The sequence below is a fragment of the Nocardia sp. SSK8 genome (assembly GCF_037034205.1).
Lineage (GTDB): Bacteria > Actinomycetota > Actinomycetes > Mycobacteriales > Mycobacteriaceae > Nocardia.
This window is the reverse complement of record NZ_JBAGKD010000016.1, coordinates 63,696-85,522: the sequence shown is the minus strand read 5'-3', so window position 1 is coordinate 85,522 and position 21,827 is coordinate 63,696. Positions and strand designations below refer to the sequence as shown.

At 70.8% G+C, this 21,827-nt stretch carries 27 protein-coding genes; 12 read left to right on the top strand and 15 right to left on the bottom strand.

The genetic code is table 11. The annotated features are described in order from the left end of the window. The first annotated feature begins 6 nt into the window (after positions 1-6). Positions 7-852, top strand: coding sequence for a metal ABC transporter ATP-binding protein (locus WA675_RS24810; protein ID WP_336087590.1), 846 nt, complete (start codon positions 7-9; stop codon positions 850-852). Further along, a complete protein-coding gene (locus tag WA675_RS24805) occupies positions 852-1,736 on the top strand; it encodes a metal ABC transporter permease (RefSeq protein WP_336087588.1) in 885 nt (294 codons plus the stop codon). The genes WA675_RS24810 and WA675_RS24805 overlap by 1 nt, the downstream gene beginning before the upstream one ends. Here the strand turns inward: WA675_RS24805 and WA675_RS24800 are convergent. Both WA675_RS24800 and WA675_RS24795 read right to left on the bottom strand, forming a co-directional pair. Continuing rightward, the gene (locus WA675_RS24800; protein WP_336087587.1) at positions 1,733-2,374 is read right to left on the bottom strand and encodes a response regulator transcription factor; all 642 of its coding nucleotides are present in this window, start codon (positions 2,372-2,374) and stop codon (positions 1,733-1,735) included. The two genes, WA675_RS24805 and WA675_RS24800, sit on opposite strands and share 4 nt — an antisense overlap. Continuing rightward, the gene (locus WA675_RS24795) at positions 2,371-3,474 is read right to left on the bottom strand and encodes a sensor histidine kinase (RefSeq protein WP_336087586.1); all 1,104 of its coding nucleotides are present in this window, start codon (positions 3,472-3,474) and stop codon (positions 2,371-2,373) included. The genes WA675_RS24800 and WA675_RS24795 overlap by 4 nt, the downstream gene beginning before the upstream one ends. A 107-nt stretch (positions 3,475-3,581) precedes the next feature. Here WA675_RS24795 and WA675_RS24790 point away from each other — a divergent pair, with 107 nt between their 5' ends. After that, entirely contained in the window at positions 3,582-4,757 is a 1,176-nt protein-coding gene (locus WA675_RS24790) for an acyl-CoA dehydrogenase family protein (RefSeq protein WP_336087585.1), read from the top strand. A gap of 14 nt (positions 4,758-4,771) precedes the next feature. Beyond that, on the top strand, positions 4,772-5,578 hold the full coding sequence (locus WA675_RS24785) for an enoyl-CoA hydratase/isomerase family protein (RefSeq protein ID WP_336087583.1): 807 nt from the start codon (positions 4,772-4,774) through the stop codon (positions 5,576-5,578). Here the strand turns inward: WA675_RS24785 and WA675_RS24780 are convergent, their stop codons facing one another. From WA675_RS24780 to carD, 6 genes are all read right to left on the bottom strand, one after another. Continuing rightward, a complete protein-coding gene (locus tag WA675_RS24780; RefSeq protein WP_336087582.1) occupies positions 5,579-5,857 on the bottom strand; it encodes a DUF4190 domain-containing protein in 279 nt (92 codons plus the stop codon). 214 nt (positions 5,858-6,071) lie between these two features. Next, positions 6,072-7,058 carry a 23S rRNA (guanosine(2251)-2'-O)-methyltransferase RlmB gene (gene rlmB, locus WA675_RS24775; RefSeq protein ID WP_336087581.1) on the bottom strand — a complete coding sequence of 329 codons (987 nt, stop codon included), beginning with the start codon at positions 7,056-7,058 and terminating at the stop codon, positions 6,072-6,074. Continuing rightward, the gene (cysS, locus tag WA675_RS24770; protein ID WP_336087580.1) at positions 7,058-8,461 is read right to left on the bottom strand and encodes a cysteine--tRNA ligase; all 1,404 of its coding nucleotides are present in this window, start codon (positions 8,459-8,461) and stop codon (positions 7,058-7,060) included. Before cysS ends, rlmB begins: the two co-directional genes overlap by 1 nt. 125 nt (positions 8,462-8,586) lie before the next feature. Then, positions 8,587-9,060, bottom strand: coding sequence for a 2-C-methyl-D-erythritol 2,4-cyclodiphosphate synthase (gene ispF / locus WA675_RS24765; RefSeq protein WP_336087579.1), 474 nt, complete (start codon positions 9,058-9,060; stop codon positions 8,587-8,589). Further along, a complete protein-coding gene (gene ispD, locus WA675_RS24760) occupies positions 9,057-9,875 on the bottom strand; it encodes a 2-C-methyl-D-erythritol 4-phosphate cytidylyltransferase (protein WP_336087577.1) in 819 nt (272 codons plus the stop codon). Before ispD ends, ispF begins: the two co-directional genes overlap by 4 nt. Positions 9,876-9,877: 2 nt before the next feature. Further along, the gene (gene carD / locus WA675_RS24755) at positions 9,878-10,366 is read right to left on the bottom strand and encodes an RNA polymerase-binding transcription factor CarD (protein ID WP_019044685.1); all 489 of its coding nucleotides are present in this window, start codon (positions 10,364-10,366) and stop codon (positions 9,878-9,880) included. 353 nt (positions 10,367-10,719) lie between these two features. Between carD and WA675_RS24750 the strand changes: the two genes are divergently transcribed. Next, positions 10,720-11,430, top strand: coding sequence for a hypothetical protein (locus WA675_RS24750; RefSeq protein ID WP_336087576.1), 711 nt, complete (start codon positions 10,720-10,722; stop codon positions 11,428-11,430). A gap of 80 nt (positions 11,431-11,510) precedes the next feature. Next, entirely contained in the window at positions 11,511-12,911 is a 1,401-nt protein-coding gene (gene radA / locus WA675_RS24745; protein WP_336087575.1) for a DNA repair protein RadA, read from the top strand. A gap of 143 nt (positions 12,912-13,054) precedes the next feature. On the opposite strand, the gene WA675_RS24740 is transcribed toward radA, so the two are convergent. Together WA675_RS24740 and WA675_RS24735 are read right to left on the bottom strand one after the other, a co-directional pair. Beyond that, complete coding sequence (locus WA675_RS24740) at positions 13,055-13,738, bottom strand: hypothetical protein (RefSeq protein ID WP_336087574.1); 684 nt, start codon at positions 13,736-13,738, stop codon at positions 13,055-13,057. Between the two features lie 53 nt (positions 13,739-13,791). Beyond that, on the bottom strand, positions 13,792-14,415 hold the full coding sequence (locus WA675_RS24735) for a carbonic anhydrase (RefSeq protein WP_336087573.1): 624 nt from the start codon (positions 14,413-14,415) through the stop codon (positions 13,792-13,794). 90 nt (positions 14,416-14,505) lie between these two features. Between WA675_RS24735 and WA675_RS24730 the strand changes: the two genes are divergently transcribed. Continuing rightward, positions 14,506-15,375 (top strand): A/G-specific adenine glycosylase, encoded by an 870-nt coding sequence (locus tag WA675_RS24730; protein WP_336087572.1) that lies wholly within the window; start codon positions 14,506-14,508, stop codon positions 15,373-15,375. 243 nt (positions 15,376-15,618) lie between these two features. Here the strand turns inward: WA675_RS24730 and WA675_RS24725 are convergent, their stop codons facing one another. Beyond that, on the bottom strand, positions 15,619-16,362 hold the full coding sequence (locus WA675_RS24725) for an alpha/beta fold hydrolase (RefSeq protein ID WP_336087570.1): 744 nt from the start codon (positions 16,360-16,362) through the stop codon (positions 15,619-15,621). Positions 16,363-16,426: 64 nt separating this feature from the next. On the opposite strand from WA675_RS24725, the gene WA675_RS24720 reads away from it, so the two are divergent. From WA675_RS24720 to WA675_RS24705, 4 genes are all read left to right on the top strand, one after another. Beyond that, positions 16,427-16,750: an antibiotic biosynthesis monooxygenase family protein gene (locus WA675_RS24720; protein ID WP_336087569.1), complete on the top strand. Its 324-nt coding sequence runs from the start codon at positions 16,427-16,429 to the stop codon at positions 16,748-16,750. Positions 16,751-16,975: 225 nt separating this feature from the next. Then, entirely contained in the window at positions 16,976-17,176 is a 201-nt protein-coding gene (locus WA675_RS24715) for a CbtB domain-containing protein (RefSeq protein WP_336087568.1), read from the top strand. Beyond that, positions 17,167-17,949 carry a CbtA family protein gene (locus WA675_RS24710; RefSeq protein WP_336087567.1) on the top strand — a complete coding sequence of 261 codons (783 nt, stop codon included), beginning with the start codon at positions 17,167-17,169 and terminating at the stop codon, positions 17,947-17,949. The genes WA675_RS24715 and WA675_RS24710 overlap by 10 nt, the downstream gene beginning before the upstream one ends. A 36-nt stretch (positions 17,950-17,985) precedes the next feature. After that, the gene (locus WA675_RS24705) at positions 17,986-18,438 is read left to right on the top strand and encodes a hypothetical protein (RefSeq protein WP_336087566.1); all 453 of its coding nucleotides are present in this window, start codon (positions 17,986-17,988) and stop codon (positions 18,436-18,438) included. 12 nt (positions 18,439-18,450) lie between these two features. On the opposite strand, the gene WA675_RS24700 is transcribed toward WA675_RS24705, so the two are convergent. After that, positions 18,451-18,888, bottom strand: coding sequence for an OsmC family peroxiredoxin (locus WA675_RS24700; RefSeq protein ID WP_336087565.1), 438 nt, complete (start codon positions 18,886-18,888; stop codon positions 18,451-18,453). Positions 18,889-18,900: 12 nt separating this feature from the next. After that, the gene (locus WA675_RS24695) at positions 18,901-19,347 is read right to left on the bottom strand and encodes an SRPBCC family protein (protein ID WP_336087564.1); all 447 of its coding nucleotides are present in this window, start codon (positions 19,345-19,347) and stop codon (positions 18,901-18,903) included. 83 nt (positions 19,348-19,430) lie between these two features. Here WA675_RS24695 and WA675_RS24690 point away from each other — a divergent pair, with 83 nt between their 5' ends. Beyond that, positions 19,431-19,907 carry a DUF4240 domain-containing protein gene (locus tag WA675_RS24690; protein WP_336087563.1) on the top strand — a complete coding sequence of 159 codons (477 nt, stop codon included), beginning with the start codon at positions 19,431-19,433 and terminating at the stop codon, positions 19,905-19,907. 13 nt (positions 19,908-19,920) lie between these two features. Here the strand turns inward: WA675_RS24690 and WA675_RS24685 are convergent, their stop codons facing one another. Beyond that, positions 19,921-20,781, bottom strand: coding sequence for an ABC transporter permease (locus WA675_RS24685; RefSeq protein ID WP_336087561.1), 861 nt, complete (start codon positions 20,779-20,781; stop codon positions 19,921-19,923). Continuing rightward, a complete protein-coding gene (locus WA675_RS24680) occupies positions 20,778-21,674 on the bottom strand; it encodes an ABC transporter ATP-binding protein (RefSeq protein ID WP_336087559.1) in 897 nt (298 codons plus the stop codon). Before WA675_RS24680 ends, WA675_RS24685 begins: the two co-directional genes overlap by 4 nt. Positions 21,675-21,827: the final 153 nt, after the last annotated feature.

The window sequence follows — 21,827 nt, the reverse complement described above, 5'->3', positions numbered from 1 at the left end:
GCGCCGATGACCGAGGGAGCAGCCCTGTCCGAGACCGCCGTGGCACCGGACGTCCCCACCGCGGCGGCCATCCGCCTGCGCGGCGCGACGCTGTCCTTCGGCGAGCGGACGTTGTGGCGCGACCTCGATCTCACCGTCGCCCCCGGCGAGTTCATCGCGGTGCTCGGGCCCAACGGGTCGGGTAAGACCTCACTGCTGCGGGTGCTGCTGGGCAGTCTCGGGCTGAGTTCCGGTGAGGCGCAGGTCGCCGGTCGGCAGGCCGGGCTCGGCAATCCGGGCATCGGTTACGTGCCGCAGCAGAAGACCATCGACGCCGGGGTGCAGTTGCGCGGGGTGGATCTGGTCGGGCTCGGCGTCGACGGGCACCGGTGGGGACTGGGCTGGCTGACCCGCCGCGAGCGGGCGCGCAAGGTGGCCGAGGCCGTGGCCGCGGTGGGTGCGCAGGCGTACGCGCACGCGCCGCTGGAGAGCATGTCCGGGGGCGAGCAGCAGCGGCTGCGGGTGGCTCAGGCGCTGGTCGGTGACCCGTCGGTGCTGCTGTGCGACGAGCCGCTGCTGAGCCTGGACCTGGCCAATCAGCGCCTGGTCGCCGAACTGGTCGACAAGCGCAGGCGCGAACACGACACCGCGGTGCTGTTCGTGACCCACGAGATCAATCCGATCCTGCCGCTGGTGGACCGGGTGCTGTACCTGGTCGACGGCGAGTTCCGGATCGGCACGCCCGCCGAGGTGATGACCTCGGCCACGCTCTCGGAGCTCTACCGGACCGAGGTCGAGGTGCTGCGGGTGCGCGACCGGCTGGTGGTCGTCGGCACCGGCGACGATATGGACGCGCTGGGCGGGACCGCCTGATGGACAAGCTCACCAAGGTGTTCCAGCAGATGTTCGACTTCGGCACCACCGCCGATCTGCTGAGCTACGACTTCGTCCAGCAGGCGCTGCTGGCCTCGGCGCTGCTCGGCTTGCTGGCCGGGCTGATCGGGCCGCTGATCGTCGCCCGGCAGATGTCGTTCGCGGTGCACGGCACCAGCGAGCTCTCGCTGACCGGCGCGTCGGCCGCCCTGCTGGTCGGGGTCGGCGTCGGGATCGGCGCCATCGCGGGCTCGGTGGTGGCGGCCGTGCTGTTCGGCTGGCTGGGTTCCCGGGCGCGGGAACGTGACTCGGTGATCGCGGTGGTGCTCTCCTTCGGGCTCGGCCTGTCGGTGCTGTTCCTGTGGCTGGCACCCGACCGCGCGGGCTCGAAGTTCTCCCTGCTCACCGGCCAGGTCGCCAGCGTCGGCTACGACGGCCTCGCCCTGCTGCTCACCTGCACCGCGGCCGTGCTGGCCGTGCTCGCGATGGTCTACCGGCCGCTGCTGTTCGCCAGCGCCGACCCCGAGGTGGCCATCGCCCGCGGTGTCCCGGTGCGCGCGCTGTCGGTGATCTTCGCCGTGCTGCTCGGCATCACCGCCGCCTTCGGCGTCCAGATCGTCGGCGCCCTGCTGGTGCTGGCCCTGCTCATCACCCCCGCCGCGGCCGCCGCCCAGGTCACCTCCAGCCCCGTCCGCGCCACCATCCTGGCCGTGGTCTTCGCCGAGGTCTCCGCCGTGGGCGGCCTGCTGCTCTCGCTGGCCCCCGGCGTCCCCGTCTCCACGTTCGTCACCGCGATCTCGTTCACGATCTACCTCGTCTGCCGGGTGATCGGCCACCGCGACCGCGCCGCCGCGGCCCGTCCCACCGCCCGCGCGACCGCCTAGCGCTGGTCCCGCCCGCGGGCCGGGAGCAGGGACAGTTCGATCGCGCGATTGACCGCGTCCAGGCGCGAGACCGCCTCCAGCTTGGCGAAGATATTGCGCAGGTGGCGTTTGACCGTCGCCTCGGTGATGCCGAGGGCGGTGGCGATCTGGCGATTGTTGCGAGCCTCGGCGACGAGGGTGAGGATCTCGTGTTCCCGGGTGGAGAGCGGGTCCTCGGGGGTGGTGAGCAGGCTCGACGGGGAGACCGAGAGGGTGACGGCCGGGGCGTGATCGTCGACGGACTGACGGATGGCGGCGGTCAGGGTGTGCCTGCCGGTGCCCTTGTGGAGGTAGCCGCGCACACCGAGGGACAGCAGCTGCCGCACCAGGTGTCCGCCGTCGTGCATGCTCAGCACGATGACGCGCAGGGCCGGGTCCTGGGCCAGGAGGCGGCGCACGGTGTCGGGTGGGTCGCTGCCGGGCATCTCGAGGTCGAGCAGGAGGACGTCGGGGCGGTGTTCGGCGGCCAGGGCGAGGGTGGCCGGACCGGTGCCCGCCTGGGCCACCACGTCGAGATCGGGTTCGGCGGCCAGCAGCTCGCACAGGGCCTCGCGGAGCAGGGTGTGATCGTCGGCGACGAGGATGCGGATGGGACTCATCGGGGTTCCCGGGGGATCGGGATCCACAGGGTCACGTGGGTGCCGCGGCCGGGCGCGGAGTCGATATGGACCGTGCCGCCGACCAGTTCGCAGCGCTCCCGCAGGATCAGCAGGCCGTTGCCGGTGCTCGGGGCGGCGGTGTCGAATCCGGTGCCGTTGTCGATGATCTCGGCGTGCACCTCGTGCGGCGCGAAGTGCAGGTGCACCTCGACCTCGGCCGCGCCCGCGTGACCGACGCTGTTGCGCAAGCACTCCCGCACCATGACGAACAGTTCCTCGGTGAGCGCGGCGGGCACCCAGCCGTCGTCGCCGTGCACCCGGATCCGCAGCGGCGTGCCCGTCCTGCCGAGCGCGGCGGCGACCCCGCGCAGCGCGGTCTCCAGCGAGCCGGACACACTCGGCGTGCGCAGTTCCCCGGCGAGTTCGCGGCTGCGCGTGAGGGTTTCGACGACGGCGGCCTTGGCCAGCCGCACATGCCGCGCCCCGGGCCCCGCCCCCGCACGTTCGCATTCCACCTCGTAGAGCTCGAGCTGGCGCAGCGCGAGCCCGGCCGAATTGCCGATGTGATCGTGGATCTCCCGCGCCAGCCTGCGCTGCCCCTGCTCGTGCGCCTCCCGCACGCGCTGGAGCAGGAAGTCGTCGTAGCCGATCGAGCCCGATTCCAGCCGCAGGCCGATCCCGCGCTGCAAGGCCAGCACCGCCGCGACCAGCGCGGACTGCGGCGCACCGGCCCGCTGCGCGCAATCGGCGAGCACGCCGACGCCCAGCTCGGCGAGGATATTGCCCGCCCGCACCGAATGCGCCGGATGACCACCCTGCCTGACCCGCTCCGAACCCAGGTCGTACACGTCGGTGATGTGGCCGACCGTCACCTCGCCGAGCGTGAGGCTGCGGAGGCAGTCGTCGAAGATGCGGCGGGCCTGGAGCGCGCACTGCTCCCAGGCGGCCGCGGCGGTGAGCGGGCTGCCGATCTCCGTCAGACCCGCGCGGTAGCGGTCGATCAGCTCCGGTATCCGGGCGGCGAACAGCTCGGCGAACCCGGCGTCGGCGCGCGGGTGCGCGGACCCCTCCCCACCGATCACCGGTTCCCCCTTCGTCACCCGAACGCCCCTGGCCCCGCGCTCGCCCGAATATTACCCCCGGCGGCACCCTCCCGGCCGAGCCGAAAGCCGCCTCGACGCGGCGGCCGGGCGGGCAGAATGCCGTCATGATCGACTTCACAGTGCCCGAGGACCTCCGTGCCCTGCGCGACCGTGTGCGCGAGTTCGTGGTCGAGCAGATCGTGCCGTTCGAGCGCGACCCCCGGCTCACCCAGCACGGGCCGGACGACGACCTGCGCGCCGAACTGGTCGCGCTGGCGCGCAAGGAACGGCTGCTCACCGTGCAGGCCCCGGTGGAGTTCGGCGGGCTCGGGTTGAGTCATGTGGAGCAGGCGGTGGTGTACGAAGCGGCGGGCTGGTCGACGCTGGGGCCGGTGGCGATGAACTGCGCCGCGCCCGACGAGGGCAATATGTTCCTGCTCGGCAAGGTCGCCGATCCGGAGCAGGCCGAGCGGTACCTGCTGCCGGTGATCCGCGGCGAGCAGCGCTCGGTCTTCGCCATGACCGAACCCGACGGCGCGGGCTCGGACCCCGGTCAGTTGCGCACCGAGGCGATCTTCGACGGCGAGAACTTCGTGATCAACGGCCGCAAATGGCTGATCACCGGCGCCGACGGCGCCAAGACCTGGATCATCATGGCCCGGCTGGCCGACAACCCGCACCTGCCCGCGGGCCCCACGCTGTTCCTCGCCGACGGCGACGCCGAGGGCATCGTCATCGAGCGGATCATGAACACGATGGACCGCAACTACGTCGGCGGGCACGCGGTGGTGCGGTTCGAGAACCTCACCCTGCCCGCCTCGGCCGTGCTCGGGCGCACCGGCCAGGCCCTGCGCTACGCCCAGCTGCGGCTGGCCCCGGCCCGGCTCACCCACTGCATGCGCTGGCTCGGCGCGGCCGAACGCGCCCAGAGCATCGCGCTGGACTACGCGCGCACTCGCACCGCCTTCGGCAAGCCCATCGGCGAGCACGAGGGCGTGTCGTTCATGCTCGCCGACAACGAGGTGGCCCTGCACCAGTGCCGGTTGACCATCTGGCACAGCTGCTGGCTGATGGACCAGGGCCAGCAGGCCAGGCACGAGTCCTCGATGGCCAAGTCCTACGTCTCCGAGGAGCTGTTCAAGGTCACCGATCGCTGCGTGCAGATCCTCGGTGGCATCGGCATCAGCGACGAGACCGTGGTGGAGATGCTGTTCCGGGACATGCGCGCGTTCCGGCTCTACGACGGGCCGACCGAAGTGCACAAGTACGCGATCGGCAGGCACCTGCTGCGCGAGCGCTAGTACCATTCGGACCCATGAGTTCGGAACTGCTCGTCGACGTCGCAGGCGGCGTCGCCGTGCTCACGCTCAACCGTCCCGCCCAGCAGAACGCCGTGACCCCCACGATGGCCGCCGAGCTGAGCGCCGCGCTGCGCCGCTGCGATACCGAGGACGCCATCCGCGCCGTCGTCATCACCGGCACCGCCCCGGCCTTCTGCGCGGGCGCCGACCTGTCCGCGCGGGCGGGCGAGGTGAGCGCGACCCTGGATCCGCCGCCCTGGCAGGTCCGCAAGCCGGTGATCGCCGCGGTGAACGGCCACGCGGTCGGGATCGGGCTGGCCCTGGCCCTGCAATGCGACCTGCGCTATTTCGCCCGCGACGCCGTCTACGGGCTGAGCCAGGTGCGCCGCGGCGTGCTGGCCGACGGCTACGCGCACTGGACCGTGCCGCGCCTGGCCGGGCTGGCCAATGCCGCCGACATCATGCTCACCGGCCGCACCTTCGACGGCGACGAGGCCAAGTCGATGGGCCTGGCCAATGCCAGCCTGCCCGCGGGCGAGGTGCTGCCCACCGCCATGTCGGTGGCCCACGACATCGCCGAGGGTCCCGCGCCGCTGCCGGTGGCGCTGTCCAAGCGGCTGATCTGGGAGAGCCAGGGCATGACCCCGGCCGTGGTCGGCCAGCTCGAGTCCGAGCTCAACGCGCACGTCGCCAAGAGCGTGGACGGCGGCGAGGCGATGGCGGCCTTCCGGGAACGCCGCGCACCGCACTGGACCGGCAGCATCAGCGGCGAATGGCCCGCCTGGGACGCCGACGCCGAACGCCCCGGCCTGGAGGACTGACTAGAAGTTCCCGTTGCAGGAACCGGCCAGATACAGCAGCGCGAACAGGATCATGCAGATGGTCCCGATGATGCCGGTGATCAACCCGATCAGCACCTGGGACCGGCCGCTGAGCGCGCCGTAGGACGCGTCGATCTGATTGAGCGCCCGCTTGCCGAGCACCCACGCGACCGGCCCGAAGATCCCGCAGCAGAACGGGCTGAGCAGCCCGAGCACGAGGATCAGGTTCGCCTGCGGGTGCTCGACCGTCTCGCCGATCGGCTGATGGGGAATGGCCACGGATCGAATTCTACTGTGTCGGAGGGCCGCTGACGCTCTACTGCGCACACACCACGAACCCGGCCCGCACATCCCGACCCCGAGGAGGGATCCGCCGCGCAGCGGCGGGTCGCGGCCGGGTCGCCGGTCAGGTGCCGCTGCGTAGGCGACGAAGGAGCAAGCAGCGGTGCCTGACCGGCGGCCCCTCGGGGCCGCGACTCGAGCGCGCCACCGCTCAGATATTCCTGCGCTGCCGGGCGATGTCGGCCAGCACCACACCGGCCGCGACCGAGGCGTTGAGCGACTCGACCGGACCGGCCATCGGGATGCTCAGGATGGAGTCGCAGTTCTCGCGCACCAGCCGCGACAGACCCTTGCCCTCGGAGCCGACGACGACCACCGTGGGCATGCTGCCGTCGAACTCGTCGAGCGGCGTGTCGCCCCCGGCGTCGAGGCCGACGATCTGGAAGCCCTGGGCGGCCCAGTCCTTGAGCGTGCGGGTCAGGTTGGTGGCCCGGGCGACGGGCAGCCGGGCCGCGGCACCGGCACTGGTCCGCCAGGCCACCGCCGTCACGCTGGCGCTGCGCCGCTGCGGGATGACCACACCCTGGCCACCGAAGGCGGCCACCGAGCGGATCACCGCGCCGAGGTTGCGCGGGTCGGAGATGTTGTCCAGGGCGACCAGCAGGCCGGGCTCACCGGACACCTTCACCCGGTCGAGCAGGTCGTCGGGGTGGGCGTAGCGGTAGGGCGGCACCTGCAGGGCAACGCCCTGGTGCAAGCCGTTGGCGCTCAACCGGTCCAGATCGGTACGCGGCACCTCGAGGATGGAGATCCCCAGATCGGCCGCGCGCTGCACGCTCTCGGAGAGACGGTCGTCGTTCTCCGTGCCGACCGCCACGTACAGCGCGGTGGCGGGCACCTCGGCGCGCAGGCACTCGAGCACCGGGTTGCGGCCGAGCACCAGCTCCGGACCGTCATCGGACTTGCGGCCCGCGCGCGGCACCCCGGACTTGCCGGTGGGCCGGTTCTGCTGGGCCGCCTTGGCTTTGGCGGCCGCGGCCGCGCGCTTGGCGGCGGGATGCTTGGTGCGCGCCTCGGCGGGCGGGGTCGCGCCCCTGCCCTCCAGGCCGCGACGGCGCTTGCCGCCGGAACCGACGACGGCACCCTTCTTGGTGCCGCCCTTCCTGATCGCTCCGCGTCGCTGTGAATTGCCTGCCATCAGTTCGCCTTCCCGCTCGATGCGCCCAGCGACCATTCCGGCCCCTGCGGGGTATCGGTGACCTCGATACCCGCTGCGACGAGCCGATCCCGTGCGGCATCGGCTTCTGCCCAGTTCTTCTCCGCCCGCGCGCTCGCCCGGCGGTCCAGCTCGGAGCGGACCAGCACGTCGAGCGCGTCGAAGGCCGCCGAGTTGTCGGCGGGGGTGTACCACTGCGGGTCCAGCGGGTCGACGCCGAGAATGCCCAGCATCGCGCGCACCTGCCCGGCCAGTTCGACCGCGGTCTCCAGCGCGCCGGACTCCATCGCCCGGTTGCCCTCGTGCACCACGTGGTGGATCTCGGCCAGCGCCTTCGGAATCGCCAGATCGTCGTCGAGCGCGGCGGCGAAACCGTCGGTCCATTTCCCGACCGGAACCTCACCGGCGCGATCGAGCACCCGCTGCACGAACGCCTCGATGCGCTGATACGAGGCGACGGCGTCGTCGAGGGCCTTGTCGGAGTATTCGAGCATCGAGCGGTAATGCGCGCTGCCCAGATAGAAACGCAATTCCACGGGGCGCACCCGCTTGAGCACATTGGGCACCGAGAGCACATTGCCGAGCGACTTCGACATTTTCTCGCCGCCCATCGTCACCCAGCCGTTGTGCAGCCAGTAACGCGCGAATCCGTCACCGGCCGCCTTGGACTGGGCGATCTCGTTCTCGTGGTGCGGGAAAATCAAATCCATGCCACCGCAATGGATATCGAATTCGCCACCCAGATAGAACTCGGCCATCGCGGAGCATTCCAGATGCCAGCCGGGGCGCCCAGGGCCCCACGGCGAGGGCCAGCTCGGCTCGCCCGGCTTGGCCGACTTCCACAGCGTGAAATCGCGGGGATCGCGCTTGCCGCGGGTGGGGGTCTCGCCCTGGTGCACGTCGTCGAGTTTGTGGCCGGACAGTTCGCCGTAGTTCGGCCAGCTCAGTACGTCGAAGTAGACGTCGCCGTCGGCGGCGTAGGCGTGCCCGCGCTCGATCAGCCGTTCCATCAGCCCGACCATCTGGGTGATGTGGCCGGTCGCGCGGGGTTCGCCGGAGGGCGGCAGCACGCCGAGCACCGCGTAGGCGGCGTCGAAGGCGCGCTCGTGGGTGGCGGCCCATTCCCACCACGGCCTGCCCGCCTCGGCGGCCTTGTTCAGGATCTTGTCGTCGATATCGGTGACATTGCGGATGAACCACACGTCGAAGTCGTGCGCGAGCAGCCAGCGGCGCAGCACGTCGAAGGCGACGCCACTGCGCACATGCCCGATATGGGGCTGACCCTGCACGGTGGCCCCACACAGATACACCGAGGCACGGCCGGGGACCAGCGGGGTGAATTCCCGCAGGGTCCGCGTGTCGGTGTCAAAAAGGCGCAAGGTCACGGCATTCGATCCTAGTCGGTGGGATGGGCGTGCGATTGACCGGCCGGTTCGTGGCTCGCGGCGATCGCGAGCGGTCACGCCGGACGGGTCGGGCGGCGAGCGGGGCGGCGGAGTTCCGGCAGCCGTCAGGGCCGCGGAATATCCGCCAACAGACAGGTGGCGATCGCGGCGACACCCTCGCCACGACCGGTCAGCCCTAATCCATCGGTGGTCGTGCCGGACACCGACACGGGGGCGTCGAGTAATTCGCCGAGAACTTTCTGCGCCTCGGCGCGGCGCGGGCCGATCTTGGGCCGATTCCCGATGACCTGCACGGCGGCGTTGACCACCGTGAAACCCTCCTCGGTCAGCAGCCTGCGGACCTCGGTGAGCATGGCGGCACCGGTGACCCCGGCCCATTCCGGGCGGCCGACACCGAAGACCGCGCCGACATCGCCCAGACCGGCGGCCGAGAGCAGCGCGTCGCACAGGGCGTGGGCGGCGACGTCGCCGTCGGAGTGACCCGCGCAGCCATCGGCGTCCGGGAAGAGCAAACCGGCCATCCAGCAGGGACGACCGGGTTCGATGGGGTGCACGTCACTGCCGATACCGACTCTCACCGGCCGACCGCCTGCTGGGTGTCCGCGGGCGATGCCGCTCGATCCTGGGTGGGTACGGCTCGGTCGGCCGAGGACGAGGTGTGGACGGCGTGGGCCGAATCCGCGCGGTGCCGCGCGTCCGCGGCTTGGTCGGCGCGCAGCGCGTCGGCCAGGCGCAGGTCCAGCGGGGTGGTGATCTTGAAGGCGAGGGGATCGCCCGCGACGGTGCGCACGGCGACGCCGAGGCGTTCGACCAGGCCCGCGTCATCGGTGGCGCCGACCTCGGTGGCGTAGGCGCGGCGCAGCAGTTCGGCGTCGAAGCCCTGGGGGGTCTGGATGGCGCGCAGGTGGGCGCGCTCGGGGGTGCCGGTGACGACGCCCTGGTCGTCGACGGATTTCACGGTGTCGACGACCGGCAGCGCCGGGACGACGGCCTGCGCGCCCGCGTGCAGCTCGGCGGTCACCCGGGCGATGAGTTCCGGCGGGGTGAGCGCGCGAGCGGCGTCGTGCACGAGGTAGCACGCCGCGTCGGGCGCGGCCGCGATCCCGGCGCGCACCGAATCCGTGCGCTCGGCGCCGCCAACGACGACCTGCACCGGCACAGGGGGCATCGAACCGCCGGTCAGTGAGGTGGTGGACAGCAGAGCGGACGCGGCATCGACCAGCTCGGTGGGTACGACGACGACCACCCGGTGCACCGCACCGGACGCGATCAGCCCGTCGACCGCCAGCCGGACCATAGGTATGCCGCCGACCGCGACGAACGCCTTCGGGGTGGACTCACCCAGGCGCACGCCACGACCGGCGGCAGGGACCAGTGCTACGACAGGTCGCACTTCTAGGAAGCCGCGGCGAGGACCTCGTCGAGCAGCGATTCGGCCTTGCCGTCGTCGGTGCCCTCGGCGAGCGCGAGCTCACCGACGAGGATCTGGCGAGCCTTGGCCAGCATCCGCTTCTCACCGGCGGACAGGCCGCGATCCTGCTCACGACGCCACAGGTCACGCACGACCTCGGCCACCTTGTTCACATCGCCGGAGGCGAGCTTCTCGAGGTTGGCCTTGTACCGGCGGGACCAGTTGGTCGGCTCCTCCGTGTGTGGCGCGCGCAGCACCTGGAAGACGCGGTCGAGACCCTCCTGGCCGACGACGTCACGGACGCCGACGTATTCGGCGTTCTCCGCGGGAACCCGAACGGTCAGGTCGCCTTGCGCAACCTTCAGGACCAGATACTCTTTCTGCACACCCTTGATGGTGCGGGTCTCGATTGCTTCGATCAGCGCCGCTCCGTGGTGGGGGTAAACGACGGTGTCTCCGACCTTAAAAATCATGTGTCCCGTGCCCCTTTCGATGTTCACAGTTTAACATGCGACTCGATAACGGCGCGATCAACTGTGCAGGTCAGGGCCACAACGAGGCCATCCGAGGGGTTGACAAGAAAGATTCGGTGTGCATTGCGTTGTGCCAGAACGGGTTAACCACCAGCACAGCGAGCGATATCCGCGCCGCGAGCACCGGGCATCGATCCGGCAACCCCGCCCCGGACACCGAACTGTTACTTCCGCGCCCGCGCGTCGCGAGCCCGGACGCCACACGCGCGAAGCCAACTACTACGCTGCCTAGTTACTACCCTCCGCTCCCCTCATCGGGACGGAGTGAGCCCGGTCGACATGGAGGACTAACCGTGACTGCCCTGAAAGCTGTGACCGCCCCGTCGGCGCGACGTCGCATGGCGACGGTTGCCGCCCTCGCCGCCGCCGCGGGCATCGCCCTGAGCGGCTGCAGTGCCGGCCAGATCACCCAGACCTCGTCGCAGGCCGCCGCCATCAACGGCAACCACGCCGAGGTGGGCGCGATCTCGCTGCGCAATGTGCACATCGTGTACCCCGAGGCCGACGCCGAGCACGACAAGGGCGGCAAGGCCGTGCTGTCGCTGTCGATCATCAACGGCAGCGAGACCGTCACCGACGAGCTGACCAGCGTCAGCACCGACCTGGGCCAGGTCAAGCTGACCGGCCCGGCCAGCGACGCCAAGCTGGTGCTCGCGCCGCAGCAGACCGTGGTCATCGGCCCGGTCAACGCCCCCGGCGCCCCGGCGGCCGAGGACGACCACCACGCCACCCCCACCACCGCCGCGCCCACCACCTCGGCCGCGCCGACCACCGCCGGTGAGCCCGAGGGCGACAAGCCGTCCATCGACCCGGCCGCCCAGCCCGGCACGATCGAGATCACCGGCCTGACCGAGGACATCACCCCCGGCCTGACCTACAACGTCACCTTCAACTTCAAGGACGCGGGCACCGTGCAGGTGTCGGTCCCGGTCGACGCGGCCGCGGTCGAGCGCGTGGAGAACGAGAAGTCCGGCCCGGCGCCCGAGGGCAGCGGCGGTCACTGAGACTCCGGAACGTAGTAAAGCCGTCGCGGGTGACCGCGGCGGCTTTCCTTTTTGTCGGAGCGGGTCCGTAGGGTGCGCGTGTGGCCAAGACCAAAGCTGTCTACCGATGCACCGCGTGCTCGCACGAGGTGTCCAAGTGGGTCGGTAAGTGCCCGGAGTGCGGCGCCTGGGGCACGGTGAACGAGGTGGCCGTCTCGGCGTCCACCGCGGCGCCCGGGCGGCGGGCTATGCTGCCCAGCACGGCCGCGGCGCCGCTGTCGCAGATCGACGCCAAGGTCACCCGGGCGCGCTCGACCGGGGTCAGCGAGCTGGACCGGGTGCTCGGTGGCGGTGTGGTGCCGGGGTCGGTGGTGCTGCTGTCCGGGGAGCCCGGGGTGGGCAAGTCGACGCTATTGCTCGAGGTGGCCTCCCGCTGGGCCGCGCAGCGGCAGGAGACGGCCCTGTATGTCACCGCCGAGGAGTCGGCGGGGCAGGTGCGGCTGCGGGCCGACCGGACCGGCGCGGTGCACGACCGGGTGTATCTGGCGGCCGAGTCGGATCTGTCGATCGTGCTCGGGCATGTGGAGCAGGTGCGCCCGTCGCTGCTGGTGGTCGACTCGGTGCAGACCATGCTGGCCCCGGAGGTGGACGGGGTGATCGGCGGGGTCACCCAGGTGCGCGCGGTCACCGCGGCGCTCACCTCGCTGGCCAAGGCCAGCGGGATCGCGGTGCTGCTGGTCGGGCATGTCACCAAGGACGGCAATGTGGCGGGCCCGCGCACGCTCGAGCACCTGGTGGACGTGGTGCTGCAATTCGAGGGCGACAAGAACTCCACGCTGCGCATGGTGCGCGGCATCAAGAACCGCTTCGGCAGCGCCGACGAGGTGGGCTGCTTCGAACTGCACGAGGACGGCATCGCCTGCGTCGACGATCCGTCCGGGCTGTTCCTGCACCACCGCACCGACACCGTGCCCGGCACGGCGGTCACCGTGGCGATGGACGGCAAACGCCCACTGGTCGCCGAGGTGCAGGGGCTCACGGTGAAGACCGAGATCCCGCAGCCGCGCCGCGCGGTCAGCGGGCTGGACTACAACCGCGTCGCCATGGTGCTGGCCGTGCTGCAGAGCCGCGGGCGGGTCTTCCTGGGCAAGCACGATGTCTACGCGGCCACCGTCGGCGGGATGCGGCTGATCGAGCCCACTGCGGATCTGGCCATCGCGCTGGCGATCGCCTCGGCCGAGGCCGATATCGCGCTGCCCGCGGGCTGGGTGATCCTCGGCGAGGTGGGCTTGGCCGGGGAGGTCCGCAAGGTCACCGGGCTCACCCGCCGCCTGGCCGAGGCCGAACGGCTGGGCTTCACCACCGCGCTGGTGCCGCCCGGTTCGGAGAAAACCAAGATCGGTTCCATGCGAATCCACGAGGTCGGCGACCTGCGTTCCGCGCTCCGGCTGGCGCAGCTCCGCAAATCCCGCGCATCACGCGAACCCGTCGCCGCGGAATAATCCCGGCAAACCCCGAATTCCGTGCCCGACGGGCCTTTTCGCGGTAACAACCATTGACATCGCCGACGATCTTGCGAAGCCTGCAAATCGACCGAACCTGAACATGTGACCTACCGCGCACCAGGACAATGCGCGGGTCCGCGTCAGTCGGCGAGGTTGAACGGCTCGGCGGCGCTGCGGATCGAGCCCAGCTGGGCCACCACCATGTAGGCGCCCGCGGGCACCGGCAGCCGGTCGCCCGCACACTCGGGCTGCGAGGTGGTGCCGAACCAGGTGCCCTTGTAGGACAGCTGCTGACCGGCCGCGAGGGTCTTCGGATCCGGCGGGCCGTCGGGGTTGCAGTCATTGCTCGCCCACAGCCTGCGCTGGCCGTCGAGGGTGTAGACGAGGAACTGCGGACCCGCGCCGAGATCGCGGCTGCACGGAGCCGAGGAGATATTGGTGATCACGGTGCCGAAGCCCGGCTGGTCGCCCACCCGGTAGGTCGGCTGGCCGACGGTCACCTTCAGCGCCAGCGACTGATCCGAGCACGGCTGGGCCGCGGGCTGATCGGTCGCCGACGGGCTGGCGGTGGCCTCGCTGGTACTCGTGGCGCTGCTCGACGACGTGGCACTGCTCGACTCGGGCGTGGTGCTCGACTCGGCCGCCTCGGTCGTCTCCGCGGTGGTGGTGGCCGCCACGGGTTTCTCCCCGGAGGAATCGCCGCCACGCGTCACCATCACGGCGAGCCAGATCACCAGCGCGAGCGCGACGGTGATAACGCCGATGGCGAGCGCGCGGCGACGCCAGTAGATCTCCGGGGGGAGCGGTCCGTTCGGTTCCAGCACGCTTCAACGGTAAGCGCACCGCGCGGGGGTGCGCTCGATGACCTCGGCGTGTCCTACCGGATTTCGCCGATATTGCCGACCGTGCTGCGCAGCTGCGCGCGCCCGTCCTCGAGCTTGTAGGTGACGCTCGCGATCGCCAGCTGACCGGTGGCCACCCGCTGGGAGATGATCATCGAGCGCTGCATGAGCAGCCGCGAGGTCTCCTCGACGTGGCGCGCCTCGAACTCGTCGACCGCGGTCAGCCCCTCGCGACGGCCGATCAGGATCGACGGGGTGACCCGCTCGACGATGCTGCGGATGAAGCCACCGGGGACCTCACCGCCGTCGAGGGCGTCGATGGTCGCCTTCACCGCGCCGCAGCTGTCGTGGCCGAGGACCACGATCAGCGGCACGTTGAGCACCTCGACGCCGTACTCGATCGAGCCGAGCACCGAGCTGTCGATCACATGACCGGCGGTGCGCACGACGAACATGTCGCCCAGGCCCTGGTCGAAGATCAGCTCGGCGGCCACCCGCGAGTCGCCGCAGCCGAAGAGAATGGCGTGCGGGTGCTGGCCACCCACGAGCTTGGCTCGATCGGCGGCTCCCTGGCTAGGATGCAGCAGATCACCGTTGACGAAGCGCTCATTGCCTTCGCGCAGTGACTTCCAGGCACTTATCGGATTAGAACCAGGCATACCGACCATTGTGCACAGACCGGTGGTTACCAGCGAGTCCGCTGCGTTACGCGTCGGCAAATTGAGCCTGGCGGAGGCGGAACGGGAACAGTGAGTATCGACGCCGAGGTCCTGCTGGACTGGTTCACCGACACCGCGCGTGAGCTGCCCTGGCGCGAGCCGGACGCCACCGCCTGGCACATCCTGATGAGCGAGATCATGCTCCAGCAGACGCCGGTGGTGCGGGTCGAACCGATCTGGCGCGAATGGGTGGCCCGCTGGCCGGTGCCCTCGGCGATGGCGGCGTCCTCGCAGGCCGAGGTGCTGCGCGCCTGGGGCAAACTCGGCTACCCACGCCGGGCGCTGCGGCTGCACGAGTGCGCGCGGGTGCTGGCCGAACAGCACGGTGATGTGGTGCCCGCCGATGTCGACGCGCTGCTTAGCCTGCCCGGGATCGGCGCCTACACCGCCCGCGCGGTCGCCTGTTTCGCCTACGGCCAGCGGGTTCCCGTGGTGGACACCAATGTTCGCCGGGTGGTCGCGCGCGCGGTGCACGGCCGCGAGGTGGGCAACCCGTCCAGCCGGGATCTCGCCGAGACCGAGGCGCTGCTGCCCGCCTCCGTCCCCCGCGCCGCGAAGTTCTCCGCCGCCCTGATGGAACTGGGCGCGCTGGTGTGCACGGCCCGCAACCCCGATTGCGCGCGCTGCCCGCTGCCGGACTGCGCCTGGGTCGCCGCGGGCAAGCCCGCCGCCACGGTGGTGCGCAAGGTGCAGAAGTACGAGGGCACCGATCGGCAGGCGCGGGGGCGGCTGCTGGACGTGCTGCGTGACGCGTCGGGGCCGGTCGAACGGGTCCGCCTCGATCTGGCCTGGACCCGCGACCCCGGTCAGCGGGCCAGGGCGCTGGACTCGCTGCTGGTCGACGGCCTGATCGAACAGACCGAGGACGGCCTGTTCGCGCTCGCGGGCGAGGGCGGCTGATCTGCTGGCTCGCCCGCGAGTCAGCCCCGGGAGAGAACCGCGGGCGAAGGCGAGTAACGACCGGCTCATCCCGCGAATCAGCCCCGTGAGGGGCGGCCCCGGGCAGGGACCATCCGGCGGCGTTCACACCGGGACGGCCTGCGCCTCCCGCTGCCGACCTGCTCGGCGGCTGCGCGGAAGCTGCGGGCGTTTTCGTCATAGATGACCGGAACGAGCGAGCCGCGCCGAAGCGGCAGGGCGACCTCAGCCGAGCACGCGGGCGAGGAACCCGCTGACCAGCTCGCGGTACTCCGCGGGCCGCTCGTCGTGCACGAGGTGCCCGGCGCCCTCGACCCACGCGTACTCGGCATCCGGATGCACCTCGGCCATGGTCCGCATCTGGCCGGGTGGGGTGATGGTGCGCTCGCCCTCGATGAGCAGGGTGGGCATGGTCAGCGACTTCCATTCGGTCCAGAAATCGCGGGTGCCCCACTCCTCGGAGATGGCGCGGAAGGTGTCGACCTCGCCGTGCAGGCGGAAGCCGTCGGGGGCGGCGGTGAAGGCGCGCAGGAAGTACCGGCCCGCGACCGGGCCGAAGTAGTCAAGCACCGCGTGTTCGTCGGGGAAGGGCTGCGGCCAGGAGTGGATGAGTTCGGCCCAGTGCGCGGCGGTGCGGCCGGTGAAATCCGGGGCGATATCCTCGACGACCAGCGCGCGGACCCGCGCGGGATGGGTGGCCGCGAAGACCCAGCCGTGGATGGCGCCCATCGAATGCCCGACGATCACCATCGGCTCGGTGATCGCCGAGGTCAGCTCGGCCAGATCGGCCACGAACGCCTCGGTGCTGAGCTCGGCGGGCGGAACCCGCCCGTGCCCGGCCGCGTCGACGGTGTACACGTGCCCGTACTCGCGCAACCACGGCAACTGATCGGTCCAGGTGCGCGCGCTGCCCATCAGCCCGTGCAGAAGCAGGATCGGGACGCCGGTCCCACCTTCGTCGTACAACACCCTGCCGATTGTGCCCCGACGGCCGAGAACCCGCGGCGCCAGCCGCAGAGCATATTGTCGGGGTATGGCTGTTGTGAAGATCAATGCGATCGAGATCCCCGAAGGTGCCGGTCCGGAGCTGGAGAAGCGGTTCGCCGCCCGCGCGCACGCGGTGGAGAACTCCCCCGGTTTCCTCGGCTTCCAGTTGCTGCGCCCGGTGGCCGGTGACAACCGGTATTTCGTGGTGACGCAATGGGATTCGGAGGAATCCTTCGCCGCGTGGCGCGACGGTCCGGCCCGGGCCGCGCATGCCGGGCACGGCGGTGACGGCGAGCGTCCCAAGCCGGTGTCCACCGGTGCCTCGCTGCTCGAGTTCGAGGTCGTCCTCGACGTGCCCGCCAAGGGCTGACGGCGGCGTTTCCGCTGGACATGCGGATGCGCGTATTGACGTGGACGCCTGGCGACTGTCACAGTTCGAGGGTTAACACACGCGAGGGTGCGCGGTAATTCCGGTGAGATTCCGGAGCGGTCGCGCCACTGTATCCACGTACCGGGTCCCCGGTGCCGGAGAGCCAGACACCGGCACCTTCGCACCGCTTCGATCATGGGACGCGTATCCCAGAGGAGGACCCGAATGGCAATCGCGCATTCACCCAGCCGGTCTACCGGCCTGGACAACCTGGCCACCGTGCTCGTCACGGTCGGTGTCGTTCTGCTCGCGCTGCTCACGCTGTACCTGGTCGGCTTCGACCAGGGGGCCATCTCCCGCAGTGGGATGTTCCTGCACGAGCTGATGCACGACGGACGTCACCTGCTGGGTGTCCCGTGCCACTGATCGGTTCGCTCAAAACCCTGCTGTTGCGTGGCCTGCTGGCCGGTTTGATCGCCGGCCTGCTGGCCGCCACGGTGGGCTATTTCGTCGGCGAGCCCCAGGTGGACGCCGCGATCGCCATCGAAGAGGCTGCCGCCGCCCCGGCCGAACACGGCCACGAGGCGGCCGAGCCGGAGGGCCATTCACACGGTGACGAGGAAGCACTGGTCAGCCGCTCCGGGCAGAAGGCGGGGCAGTTCCTCGCACTCGGCCTGGCCGGTATGGCCTTCGGTGCCCTGCTCGCCGCCGCGCTGAATGTGGCCCGCCGGTTCACCGAACTGCCAGGACCCCGGTTGTCGCTGCTCGCCGCAGGTTTCGCGTGGGCGGCGATCGTCGCGGTGCCGTTCTTCAAATACCCGGCCAACCCGCCCGCGGTGGGTGACCCGGAGACCATCAATAGCCGTACCTGGCTGTGGGTCGCCGCGGTGGTGCTCGGACTGCTCGCGGTCGCCGCGTCGGTCGCGGCCTATCGGGCGCTGGCCGGACAGCTGGACACGCTCCGGCTGATCGCCGCCGTGGCCGCGTTCGTGCTGGTCACGACGGTCGGCTACATCCTGCTGCCCGGAGTGAACGAGGTGGCCGAGGACTTCCCCGCGACGCTGCTGTGGCGCTTCCGGGTGGCCTCGCTGGCTGAGACCACCACGCTGTGGGTGTCGCTGGGCCTGGCCTTCGCCGCGCTCACCGAGTTCGCCTCGCGTAGCACCGCCGTACCGGAGAAGGCCGCTACCGCAGGGTGATCCGCGCGGGTATCGCGTCAAGGCAGTGTCGGTGTCATGACCGACACTGCCTTTTCCGTTTCCGGGGACCGTCCCCGCGCCGTCGCCGTGGCCTTCGGCGCCCTGCTCACCGCGCTGGCCGCGGGCGCCGCAGAGGGACTGCTGCGCGCGGTGCGCGGTGGCGGTGAGTTCGGCGCCACCGCGGCGGGACTGCTCCCCCGCCTGGCCATCTATCTGGTGGTCGCCGCCGTCGCGCTGTACATGGTGCGGGGCAGCCGGGTCGCGCGGGCGCTGCTGACCGTCGGCATCGGCGTGGTCGGGCTGATCTCGCTGATCATCGAACCGCTGGCGGTCCTGCTCTCGACCGACGATTTCGCCGCCCTGTTCCGCGGCCTGGCGCCCTCGTCGACCGTGCTGGTCAGTGTCCGGGCCGTGCACATCCTGGCGGTCGCGGTCGCGATCCCGGCGATGTACACCCCGGCCGCGCACCGCTGGTTCACCCAGCGGTGACGGCCCGCGGGATCAGCTCAGTTCGGCGTCGAGTTCGATCTCGGGAACGCCGGTGAGCGCCTTGCTGACCGGGCAGCCGTTCTTGGCGGCGGTGGCCGCGGCGGAGAAGCCCTCGGCGTCGAGCCCGGCGACGACGGCGCGGACGGTCAGCTTGATCTTGCTGATCTGGAACCCACCGGCCGGGTCGGGCGCGAGGGTGACATCGGCGGTGACGTCCAGGCTCTCCGGGGTGCCACCGGCATTGGCGATCTCGGCCGAGAGCGCCATCGAGTAGCAGGAGGAGTGCGCGGCGGCGATCAGTTCCTCGGGGCTGGTGCCCTCGGCGGTGTCGGCGGCGCGGCGCGGGAAGGTGACGTCGTACTTGCCCACCCCCGAGCTGACCAGTTCGACCTGCCCGGAACCATCCTGCAGCCCGCCCGCCCAGAGGGTGCGTGCGCTACGAGTCGGCATGCCAAATCCTTTCTAGGCCACGCTGCCGGTGACCTCGTCGAGTCGTTCCAGCATCTCCGGCCAGACCTGCTGGTGCAGGTCCCTGATGGCCGCGGTCGGGAACCCGGAGTGCCGCAGGCGCAGCCGGATGCCGCGCGGCTGCTTGCGGAATTCGACGTCGACCACGGTCTCCACGCCATCGGTGGCGGCGGTAACCCAGGTGAACACTACGCGCCGGTCCGGCTCGAGCGTGAGGATCCGGCCGTAGTGCGGGTTGACCTTCTCGGCCGATCCGGTGTCGAAATAGAGGGGCTCGCCGACCTCGGGACGCATCCGCACCGATCCGGGAACCGCCAGCCACAGATCGAATCCCCGGGTCCAGGTCGCGTAGAGCAGACTCGGCGCGGCCTTCATCACGCGCTCGACCGTCAGCTCGTGCGGTCGTGAGGACAGGTCAGGGTGGCGAACTGGCTGGTCCATCAGTGGACTGTACCGGCTGCGGGCCGCCGATCGCCGCATCGGGTGCGCCGTTGATGTCGGACCCCACGGGTAGCGTCCGCTCCGTGACGAGCACCTCCGAGGACACCACCCGCTTCTGGACCCTGATCGATACGGCCTGGGCCGCGACGGGCACCACCCCCGCCGCCGTGCTGCGCGCGGGATACGCCGAGTTCGACACCCATCTCGACGCCTTCCTGGCCCAATTGGCCGCGCACGCGGAGGGTTTCACCGGCGACGAGCTGGTGGCACTGGACCGGGTCGCCGAGCGCGCCCTCTACGACATCGACCGCGCCGATATCCAGGAGATCACCGACGGCTCCGACGACGGATTCCTCTACGCGCGCGGGTTCATCGTCGCGCTGGGCCGGGAGTACTACGAGGCGGTGCTGGCCGATCCGTCGGCCGCGATCACCGATGCCGAGTGCGAGGAGATGTGCTACTTCTTCGCGCACCTGCACCATTTACGCTTCGGCACTTTCCCTGATACCGGCTCCGGAATCTCGCGCGAGACCGCGTCGAACCCGGCGGGCTGGAGCTGACCGCGCCTGTCGTTCAGATCAGGTCGCGACGGGATGTCAGCCAGATCGTGCCCACCGCGAAGATCGCCGCGTAGGCGGCCAGCAGGCCCAGCGATTCACCACGGGTGAGGATGTCGAGCACGCCGGGCGTCGCCGGGCCGCTCACCGTGCGCATGGCGCCCGCCAGGGAACCGGCGGCGGTACCGGGCAGCAGATCGGTGACGGTCTCGATCGGGCCGAAGATATTCGCCACCCCGCGCAGCAGGTTCTCCACCACCAGCACCCAGACCAGACCGAGCCCGACCGCCAGCGCCGGACCGCGCGCGATGGCGCCGATGAACGCGCCCGCCAACGTCCACATGCCGAGAATCGCTGTGCCGGTGAGTATTCCGATGGCGGACTGCCCCAGCGACGGCATGGTCAGCGCCTGCCCCTCGGTGACCGCGATGAGCGAGGAGACACCGAGGTCGACGGCGAAAGCCACGCACACCAACCCGATCACCACCAGCGCCAGGCTCACCAGCAACCCGCCGATCGCCGCCGGACGCCCCGGCCCCTGGGTGAAGACCGTCTTCCAGGTCCCCCACCCGTACCCGCTGCCGACCGCCAGCGCGCCGAGCAACAGCATCAGCGCACCGCCGAACATGGCCATGCCCTGGGTGAACACCTCGGGGACGGCGGCGGGCAGCAGCTGACCGAGCAGCGCCTCGCGGGGCAGCCCGTCCGCCATGGCACCGCTCTCGCCGGAGCTGTAGGCGAGGTAGTTGAACAGGTAGGCGAAGGTGAGGTTCAGCAGCACCCAGGTGCCGAGCACGATCCAGAAGGTGGGCCACCGGCGCAGGCGCAGCGCCTCCGCGCGCAGACTCGCCCACAGATCCCTTGTCGTACCGATCATTTCGCGACCTCCACTGCTGTCATCTCGAAGAACACTTCCGCCAGGGACCGCTCGTCCACGCGCAATTCCCGCAGGTCCGCACCCGCGCCGACGACCGCGCGGGCGATCTCGGGGGCCAGTGCCGCCGCCACATCGACGCGGATGCCGTCGCGTCCGGCCTGCGCGGGCGCGCCGGTGGCCCGGATGGCGTCGAGGGCCGTACTCATCGGCTCGGCCCGCACCAGCAGGGAGGCGGTGCCGCGCAGTTCGGCGACGGTCGATTCGGCGAGCAGGCGCCCGCCGGAGATCACGCCGACGCGGTGGCAGATCTCCTGCACCTCGGCCAGCTGGTGACTCGACAGCAGCACGGTGTGCCCGTCGGCGGCGAGATCGACGATGAGCGCGCGCATATCGGCGAGCCCGGCGGGGTCGAGGCCGTTGGTCGGCTCGTCGAGGATCAGCAGGTCGGGATGACCGAGCAGGGTGGCGCCGACGCCCAGGCGCTGTTTCATACCCAGCGAATACGAGCGGAAGCGGTCGCCCGCGCGGTCGGCCAGACCCACCCGGGCCAGCACCCGCTCGACCTCGGTGTCGGGATGGCCGCGATAGCGGGCCAGCACGCGCAGGTTGTCGCGGCCGGAGAGGTAGGGGTAGAAGCCGGGGCCCTCGATGAGGACGCCCAGGCGGCGCAGCACGGCCGGGTCGCCTGGGTCGTGGCCCGCCACGGTGGCGGTGCCCGCGGTGGGGCGGATCAGACCGGCGAGCATGCGCAGGGTGGTGGTCTTGCCCGCGCCGTTGGGGCCGAGGAAGCCGTAGATCTCGCCCGCGGCGACGCGCATGTCCACCGCGTCCACCGCGAGGTGCGGACCGTAGCGTTTGGTCAGGCCGTCGGTGACGACGATCGGAGGGTTCATGCACCGAGAATCCCCCGGCCGGGGGAGCCGGGACATCCGTCGCGGGGCGGAATCGCGGGTACGTCACGCGGAGTACGGCGCGGTGCCCGATCTTCGCCCCGGTGGGCATTTCACCGGCCGAAGTGGCCGTCGACGGCGGTCTTCGCAGGAATT

Coding starts and splice junctions, on each gene's coding strand:
- WA675_RS24810 (WP_336087590.1), top strand. CDS start 7: ATGACCGAGGGAGCAGCCCTGTCCGAGACCGCCGTGGCACCGGACGTC.
- WA675_RS24805 (WP_336087588.1), top strand. CDS start 852: ATGGACAAGCTCACCAAGGTGTTCCAGCAGATGTTCGACTTCGGCACC.
- WA675_RS24800 (WP_336087587.1), bottom strand. CDS start 2,374: ATGAGTCCCATCCGCATCCTCGTCGCCGACGATCACACCCTGCTCCGC.
- WA675_RS24790 (WP_336087585.1), top strand. CDS start 3,582: ATGATCGACTTCACAGTGCCCGAGGACCTCCGTGCCCTGCGCGACCGT.
- WA675_RS24785 (WP_336087583.1), top strand. CDS start 4,772: ATGAGTTCGGAACTGCTCGTCGACGTCGCAGGCGGCGTCGCCGTGCTC.
- rlmB (WP_336087581.1), bottom strand. CDS start 7,058: ATGGCAGGCAATTCACAGCGACGCGGAGCGATCAGGAAGGGCGGCACC.
- carD (WP_019044685.1), bottom strand. CDS start 10,366: ATGATTTTTAAGGTCGGAGACACCGTCGTTTACCCCCACCACGGAGCG.
- WA675_RS24735 (WP_336087573.1), bottom strand. CDS start 14,415: ATGCCTGGTTCTAATCCGATAAGTGCCTGGAAGTCACTGCGCGAAGGC.
- WA675_RS24720 (WP_336087569.1), top strand. CDS start 16,427: ATGGCTGTTGTGAAGATCAATGCGATCGAGATCCCCGAAGGTGCCGGT.
- WA675_RS24715 (WP_336087568.1), top strand. CDS start 16,976: ATGGCAATCGCGCATTCACCCAGCCGGTCTACCGGCCTGGACAACCTG.
- WA675_RS24705 (WP_336087566.1), top strand. CDS start 17,986: ATGACCGACACTGCCTTTTCCGTTTCCGGGGACCGTCCCCGCGCCGTC.
- WA675_RS24700 (WP_336087565.1), bottom strand. CDS start 18,888: ATGCCGACTCGTAGCGCACGCACCCTCTGGGCGGGCGGGCTGCAGGAT.
- WA675_RS24695 (WP_336087564.1), bottom strand. CDS start 19,347: ATGGACCAGCCAGTTCGCCACCCTGACCTGTCCTCACGACCGCACGAG.
- WA675_RS24685 (WP_336087561.1), bottom strand. CDS start 20,781: ATGATCGGTACGACAAGGGATCTGTGGGCGAGTCTGCGCGCGGAGGCG.
- WA675_RS24680 (WP_336087559.1), bottom strand. CDS start 21,674: ATGAACCCTCCGATCGTCGTCACCGACGGCCTGACCAAACGCTACGGT.